The following is a 6,668-nucleotide window of genomic DNA, read 5'->3' as shown; positions in this document are numbered from 1 at the left end:
TCCCGCCACCAAACGGACCCCGGTCCCGCCCCGACCACGCAAACAGCCCGTTCCCGCCTCCCCCACCCCACGGGCACCCCGCCCACGCGGGGATCCCGCACAAACGGACCCCGGTCCCGCCCCGACCACGCAAACAGCCCGTTCCCGCCTCCCCCCAGCCCCACCGGCACCCCGCCCGCACCCTGGGAGAAGGGCCCTCACAGGGCGCGGGCCCGCACGGGGATCCCGCACCAACGGGCCGGCCCCGCGCCGGTCGGCGCCACGGCCCGTTCGCGCCCAGGCGCCGGGAGGGCGGCAGCCGCGCGTGGCCGCCGAGGGGTCACGCCCAGAAGCCCGGGGCGACCCCGGCCCGCGCCCCTCGCACCAGGAACGGCGACGGGGCCCGCGCGCGATGTGCGCGGGCCCCGTCGGGGTGGGCGGCGGGTCAGGACGCCGCGCTGCGCAGGCCCTGGACGTCGATGTGCTCGGTCTCGTCGTGCTCCGTCAGGTCGATGACCTGGCCGACCCCGCGCGCCGCCTCGTCGGCCGGCTTGTACCGCGCCTCGGCCTCGGCCTTGTGCAGCGCCAGCGCCTCCTGGCCGACGACATCGGCGAGGTCCTCGTTCTGCACGGCGTCCAGGGCCGTCCCCTCCGTGTCCTTCTTCGTCCCGAAGAAGTCGAACCCGCCCCCGGACACGGGACGCCGTACGGGCGCCGCCGATGGCACGACCGCGACCGCGGTCGGCACGGTGAAGTGTCCGGAGGTCTGCCGCACGGGCTGGGCCGGAGGGGCGGCCGGTGCGGTGGAGGCGGCCGTGCGCTCGTGATCGCCGGCCGCCTCGGGCTGCCCCTCGGCCTCGTCCTCCTGCGCGGGCTCCGGCTTGGGCTTCCCGGTGGGCTCGGGACCGTCGTCCTCGGGGGTGCCGTCACCCTTCGGGAGGTCGTTCCGCTTCGGGGCGGCCGCGGTCTGCGGCGCGTCGCCGGCGGGCCGGGCGCCGGCGTCCGTCCCGGCGGCGTCGGCGGTCTCCGTCCCCCCGGCCTCCTCGCCGGCGTCCCGGACGAGCCGCGACAGCGCCGCGGCGGCCCGCAGGAACAGCTTGGACCCCTCCGGCGAGAAGACGGCGGGGGCCACCACCTCCGCCTCCCCGGCGCCGGTCCCGTCCTCCGCCACCGCCTCCACCGACTCCGGCTCCACCGACTCCGGCTTCACGGACGCCGCCGACGCCGCCGACGGCCCCGCCGGCAGCGCGCGGGCCGGGACCGCCGCCTCTATCTCGAGGACCCGGCGCTCCTCCAGGACGCTCGCCCGCTCGACCTCCGCCGCCGCGTACCGCCGCAGCAGCGACGCGTGCTCGTTGCGCAGCCCGGCCAGCTCCGCGCGCTTGGCGCGCAGCCGCTGCTCCAGCTTCGTCCGCAGTTCGCGCGACTCCTCGAGGTCGGACTCGAGTTCGGCGACCCGTTCCTCGAAACGCCACTCGTCGCTCGCACGCGCACGCGTGAGATCGGCGACGCGTTTACCCGCCTGGGCGTCCCAGTGCCGCATGACGACGGCGCCGACGACCGCGGTGACCGCGGCGGCCGCGGCCAGGACACGAAGCACCATCGGTTGCGTGAACACCCAGGGCCCCAGGGCGCAGACGACGGAGACGCCTGCGATCGCCGACGGGGGCAGCATCCTGTGCAGGGGCGGGGAATGACGGTGACGTCCACGTGGCATGGCCAGAAACTTACCGCGCGTAGGCGAATCATGGTGCCCCGCCCCGTAAAAACAAAGCCATACCCGGGGATTCACAGGGCATCAGGGAAGCCGGCCGCGCGTGAATAGGCACGCGCCCCAAATTCCTCAAGATCATTTACTCACCCGGAGACGATGAAGTCGTCTCACACGCATTCCACTTCACGTTCGTCCGCGCCGCGGCACCCCCGCCGGAACAACCGCCCGCGCGGAGTGAACCTCTCCCCCGGCGCCACCGTCCTAGAGGGCGCAATGTCGCCGGATGCCCGAATCGGCACCGGATCCACGGTCTCTCGCAGAGCTACGGAACGAGATGTCTGTCAGGACAGGTGAGCACATGCCGGGCGGGGAACCGAGACCCACGGGCGGACAGCGGCCCACGGACGGGCCACGGGACCCCGGAGCCCTGAAGGGCGCGCGCCGCCTGCCACGCGGCCCGCGTCCCGAGGCGGTCCCCGTCCTCGCCGGACGGGCCTGCGCCCTGGTGGGCCTGCTGGACATCGCCGCGGGCGTCTTCCCGCGCTTCCGGCACAGCCGTATGCACGCCGTCGCCGAGGTACTGCCCGGCGCGCTCGGTCCGTTCGCGGCCGCCCTCTCGCTCAGCGCCGGGGTGCTGTTGCTGCTGCTCGCGCACGGGCTGAAGCGGGGCAAGCGCCGGGCCTGGCGAGCCGCCGTCGCCCTGCTGCCGGCCGGCGCGGTCGCCCAGTTCACCTACCGCCACTCCGTCCTGGGCGTCCTGCTCACCCTCGCACTGCTCGCGCCCCTGCTGCGCCACCGCGACCAGTTCACCGCCCTGCCCGACCCGCGCGGCAGATGGCGGGCGCTGGCCAACTTCGTCCTGATGGGCGCCGGTTCGCTGCTCCTCGGCCTGGTCGTCGTCAGCGCCCACCCCGGCCCGCTGGTCGACGACCCGAGCCTGGCCGACCGGCTCACCCACGTGCTGTACGGCCTCTTCGGCTTCGAGGGCCCGGTCGACTACCGGGGCGACACCTCCTGGACGGTCGCCTTCTCCCTCGGCGCGCTCGGCCTGCTCACCGCCGTCACCACCATCTACCTGGCCCTCCGGCCCGAACACCCGGCCGCGCGGCTCACCGAGGACGACGAGGCGCGGCTGCGCGCCCTGCTCGCCCGGCACGGCGCCCGCGACTCCCTCGGACACTTCGCGCTGCGCCGCGACAAGGCCGTCGTCTTCTCCCCCAGCGGCAAGGCAGCGGTGACCTACCGCGTGGTCAGCGGCGTGATGCTCGCCAGCGGTGACCCGATCGGCGACGTCGAGGCCTGGCCCGGCGCCATCGAGCGCTTCATGGACGAGGCCAGGGCCCACTCCTGGACCCCCGCCGTCATGGGCTGCTCGGAGACCGGCGGCGAGGTGTGGACCCGCGAGACCGGGCTCGACGCGCTGGAACTGGGTGACGAGGCGGTGGTGGACGTCGCGGATTTCTCGCTCGCCGGCCGCCCGATGCGCAACGTGCGCCAGATGGTCAAGCGCATCGAGCGGGCCGGTTACGAGACCCGGGTACGGCGTGTCCGTGACCTCGGCGGGGACGAGCTGGACCGGATCCGCCGCGCCGCGGACGACTGGCGGGGCACCGACACCGAGCGCGGCTTCTCCATGGCGCTGGGCCGCGTCGGCGACCCGGCCGACGGCGACTGCCTCGTCGCCACGGCGCACAAGGCCGGCGCCGGGGCCACCGGGCACGGTGACCTCAGGGCGGTCCTGCACTTCGTCCCGTGGGGCACGGACGGTGTCTCGCTGGACCTGATGCGCCGTGACCGCGCGGCCGACCCGGGGATGAACGAGCTGCTGATCGTGGCCGCGCTCCAGGCCGCCCCGCGGTTCGGCATCGAGCGGGTCTCGCTCAACTTCGCCATGTTCCGCTCGGCGCTCGCCCGCGGCGAGAAGCTCGGCGCGGGACCGGTGCTGCGGGCCTGGCGCGGGCTGCTGGTCTTTCTCTCCCGCTGGTTCCAGATCGAATCGCTGTACAAGTTCAACGCGAAGTTCCGCCCGCGCTGGGAACCGCGTTTCGTGGTCTATCGCGCATCGGCCGATCTGCCGCGCATCGGTTTCGCCGCAATGCAGGCGGAGGGTTTCCTCAATCCCGTCCTGCCTCTGCCCCGGTTCCTGCGCCGCCGTTCCCCCGCCCCGCGGCCCTGCGTCCACCGGACCACGGCGGACGTCGCCCCCGTACGGCCGGAGAGCACCGCCCGCGCCGCCTGACACACCCCCGCCCGGACCGCTGCGGGCCCCCGGGGACACCGTCGTGATCAGGCCTCGCCCCACCCGGGCCGGGGCGCACCCCGGTCGCCCCCTGGGCCTACGCTGAAGATATGAGCAACCACAGCGGACGCCGCGAGGTCGCGGGCCTTCCTCACTGGGACCGCTGCGCGGTCATGGGAGTCGTGAACGTCACCCCCGACTCCTTCTCCGACGGCGGCCGCTGGTTCGACACGACGACGGCCGTCAAGCGCGGCCTCGACCTGGTCGCCCAGGGCGCCGACCTGGTCGACGTCGGCGGCGAGTCGACCCGGCCCGGCGCCACCCGCGTCGACGAGGCCGAGGAGCTCAAGCGCGTCATCCCCGTGGTGCGCGGCCTCGCCTCCGAGGGCGTCACCGTCTCCGTCGACACCATGCGCGCCTCCGTCGCCGAACGGTCCCTCGAGGCGGGCGCCGCCCTCGTCAACGACGTGAGCGGCGGCCTCGCCGACCCCGCCATGATCCCCGTCGTGGCCGCCGCCGGAGCCCCGTTCGTCGTGATGCACTGGCGCGGTTTCCTGGAGGGCGGCAACGTCAGAGGGGTGTACGCCGACGTGGTCACCGAGGTCGTCGACGAACTGCACGCGCGCGTGCGGGACGTCATCGAGGGCGGCATATCCCCCGACCGCGTGATCGTGGACCCCGGCCTCGGCTTCTCCAAGGACGCCGGCCACGACCTGGCCCTGCTCGCCCGCCTCGACCGCCTCCTGGGCCTCGGCCACCCCGTGCTCGTCGCCGCCTCCCGCAAGCGGTTCCTCGGCCGGGTCCTGGCCGACCCGGGCGCACCGCCCCCGCCCGCCCGGGAGCGCGACGCGGCCACCGCCGCCGTCTCCGCCCTCGCCGCGCAGGCCGGCGCCTGGGCGGTCCGCGTGCACGAGGTCCGCGCCACCGCCGACGCCGTACGGGTCACCCGCGCGATAGAACGGGCGCGCACGGCGCACCCCACCCCCTCCGCACCCGGCGCGCACGGCGCAGAAGGAGCCCGGTGACCGCACCCCACACCGACGTCGAGCAGGTCGAAGCCGCCAACACCGCCTTCTACGAGGCACTGGAGAGGGGCGACTTCGAGGAGGTCGCCTCGCTCTGGCTCACCCCGGCCGACCTCGGCGTCGACGAGACCTACCACGACCCCGCGGACAGCGGTGTGGTCTCGTGCGTGCACCCCGGCTGGCCGGTGCTCACCGGACGCGGCGAGGTCCTGAGGTCGTACGCGCTGATCATGGCGAACACCGACTACATCCAGTTCTTCCTCACCGACGTGCACGTCTCCGTCACCGGCGACACCGCGGTCGTGACCTGCACCGAGAACATCCTCAGCGGTGGCCCCGCCCCGAAGGCCGGTGAGGAGCTCGGACCGCTGGTCGGCCAGCTCGTCGTCGCCACCAACGTGTTCCGGCGCACCCCGGGCGGCTGGAAACTCTGGTCGCACCACGCCTCCCCGGTCCTCGCCGAGGAGGACGAGACCGAGGACGACGACACCCCCGACTGAGCCCCGCCCCGCACGCCGCCCGTGCCGACGTGGCCGGTTCCACGGCGGCGGGACCACCGGCCGGTGAGCGCCCGCCCTCCCGAGGGCAAACGGAGGGTGAAGCCTCCCGGCACCGGCGCGCGGTGACGCCCCGGGGCACCGGCCCTGTCGGTGGCCACGGGTAGATTCGGGAGCAGGCCGGTGTGCCGCCGCACGCGGCACCGCCCGGCCGGACCGACGACTGCAGGAGTGATTCGCGTGGATCGTGTCGCGCTGCGCGGCCTGAGGGCCCGCGGGCACCACGGTGTGTTCCCGAAGGAACGCGAGGAGGGCCAGACCTTCATCGTGGACCTCGTCCTCGGCCTGGACACCAGGCCGGCCGCGGCCGACGACGACCTGACGAAGACGGTGCACTACGGCATCGTGGCCGAGGAGGTCGTGGCCGTCGTCCAGGGCGAGCCCGTCGACCTCATCGAGACGCTCGCCGAGCGCATCGCCCAGGTCTGTCTGAAGCACGACGTGGTGCGGGAGGTCGAGGTGTGCGTCCACAAGCCCGACGCGCCGATCACCGTGCCCTTCGACGACGTGACCGTCACCATCACCCGGAGCCGCGTATGACCAGGCCGTCCACCGCGGGCCACACCGACCCGACCGTCCAGCCCGTCCCCGCCTCCGTGGTCGAGCAGGTCGACGCCGCCGACACCACCCTGCAGAACCCGAAGCGGGCCGTGGTCTCCCTCGGCGCCAACCTGGGCAACCGCCTGGAGACCCTCCAGGGCGCCGTCGACGCGCTGGAGGACACCCCGGGCATCCGGGTCAAGGCCGTCTCCCCCGTGTACGAGACGGAGCCGTGGGGCGTCGAGCCCGGCAGCCAGCCCTCCTACTTCAACGCGGTCGCGGTCCTCAGGACCACCCTGCCCCCGTCCTCCCTGCTGGAACGGGCGCACGCGGTGGAGGAGGCCTTCCACCGGGTCCGCGACGAGCGCTGGGGCCCGCGCACCCTGGACGTGGACATCGTCGCCTACGCGGATCTCCGCTCCGACGACCCCCGGCTCACACTGCCGCACCCGCGGGCCCACGAGCGCGCGTTCGTCCTCGCCCCCTGGCACGACGTCGACCCCGAGGCGGAGCTCCCCGGCCACGGCCCGGTCGCCGACCTCCTCGGCGCGGTCACCCGGGACGGCGTCACGCCCCGCGCGGACCTGGAACTCCGGCTGCCCGAATAGCCGTTA

General features: G+C 74.4%; 6 protein-coding genes. 5 read left to right on the top strand and 1 reads right to left on the bottom strand.

Annotated elements, in window-relative coordinates; translation table 11 throughout:
• Positions 1-424: 424 nt before the first annotated feature.
• Complete coding sequence (locus BU52_RS15005; protein ID WP_235216338.1) at positions 425-1,696, bottom strand: hypothetical protein; 1,272 nt, start codon at positions 1,694-1,696, stop codon at positions 425-427.
• Between the two features lie 355 nt (positions 1,697-2,051).
• Here BU52_RS15005 and BU52_RS15000 point away from each other — a divergent pair, with 355 nt between their 5' ends.
• The 5 genes from BU52_RS15000 (at position 2,052) to folK (ending at position 6,662) form a co-directional block, all read left to right on the top strand.
• On the top strand, positions 2,052-3,932 hold the full coding sequence (locus tag BU52_RS15000; protein WP_078903245.1) for a phosphatidylglycerol lysyltransferase domain-containing protein: 1,881 nt from the start codon (positions 2,052-2,054) through the stop codon (positions 3,930-3,932).
• A gap of 110 nt (positions 3,933-4,042) precedes the next feature.
• Entirely contained in the window at positions 4,043-4,957 is a 915-nt protein-coding gene (folP, locus tag BU52_RS14995; RefSeq protein WP_037933836.1) for a dihydropteroate synthase, read from the top strand.
• Entirely contained in the window at positions 4,954-5,457 is a 504-nt protein-coding gene (locus BU52_RS14990; protein WP_037933834.1) for a nuclear transport factor 2 family protein, read from the top strand. The genes folP and BU52_RS14990 overlap by 4 nt, the downstream gene beginning before the upstream one ends.
• A 237-nt stretch (positions 5,458-5,694) precedes the next feature.
• Positions 5,695-6,054, top strand: a complete 360-nt coding sequence (gene folB, locus BU52_RS14985; RefSeq protein WP_037933831.1) for a dihydroneopterin aldolase — start codon at positions 5,695-5,697, stop codon at positions 6,052-6,054.
• Positions 6,051-6,662 carry a 2-amino-4-hydroxy-6-hydroxymethyldihydropteridine diphosphokinase gene (folK, locus tag BU52_RS14980; protein ID WP_037933829.1) on the top strand — a complete coding sequence of 204 codons (612 nt, stop codon included), beginning with the start codon at positions 6,051-6,053 and terminating at the stop codon, positions 6,660-6,662. The genes folB and folK overlap by 4 nt, the downstream gene beginning before the upstream one ends.
• Positions 6,663-6,668: the final 6 nt, after the last annotated feature.

The sequence above is a fragment of the Streptomyces toyocaensis genome (assembly GCF_000725125.1).
In the GTDB taxonomy this organism is placed as follows: Bacteria; Actinomycetota; Actinomycetes; order Streptomycetales; family Streptomycetaceae; genus Streptomyces; species Streptomyces toyocaensis.
This window is presented reverse-complemented; position numbering and strand designations above follow the sequence as displayed.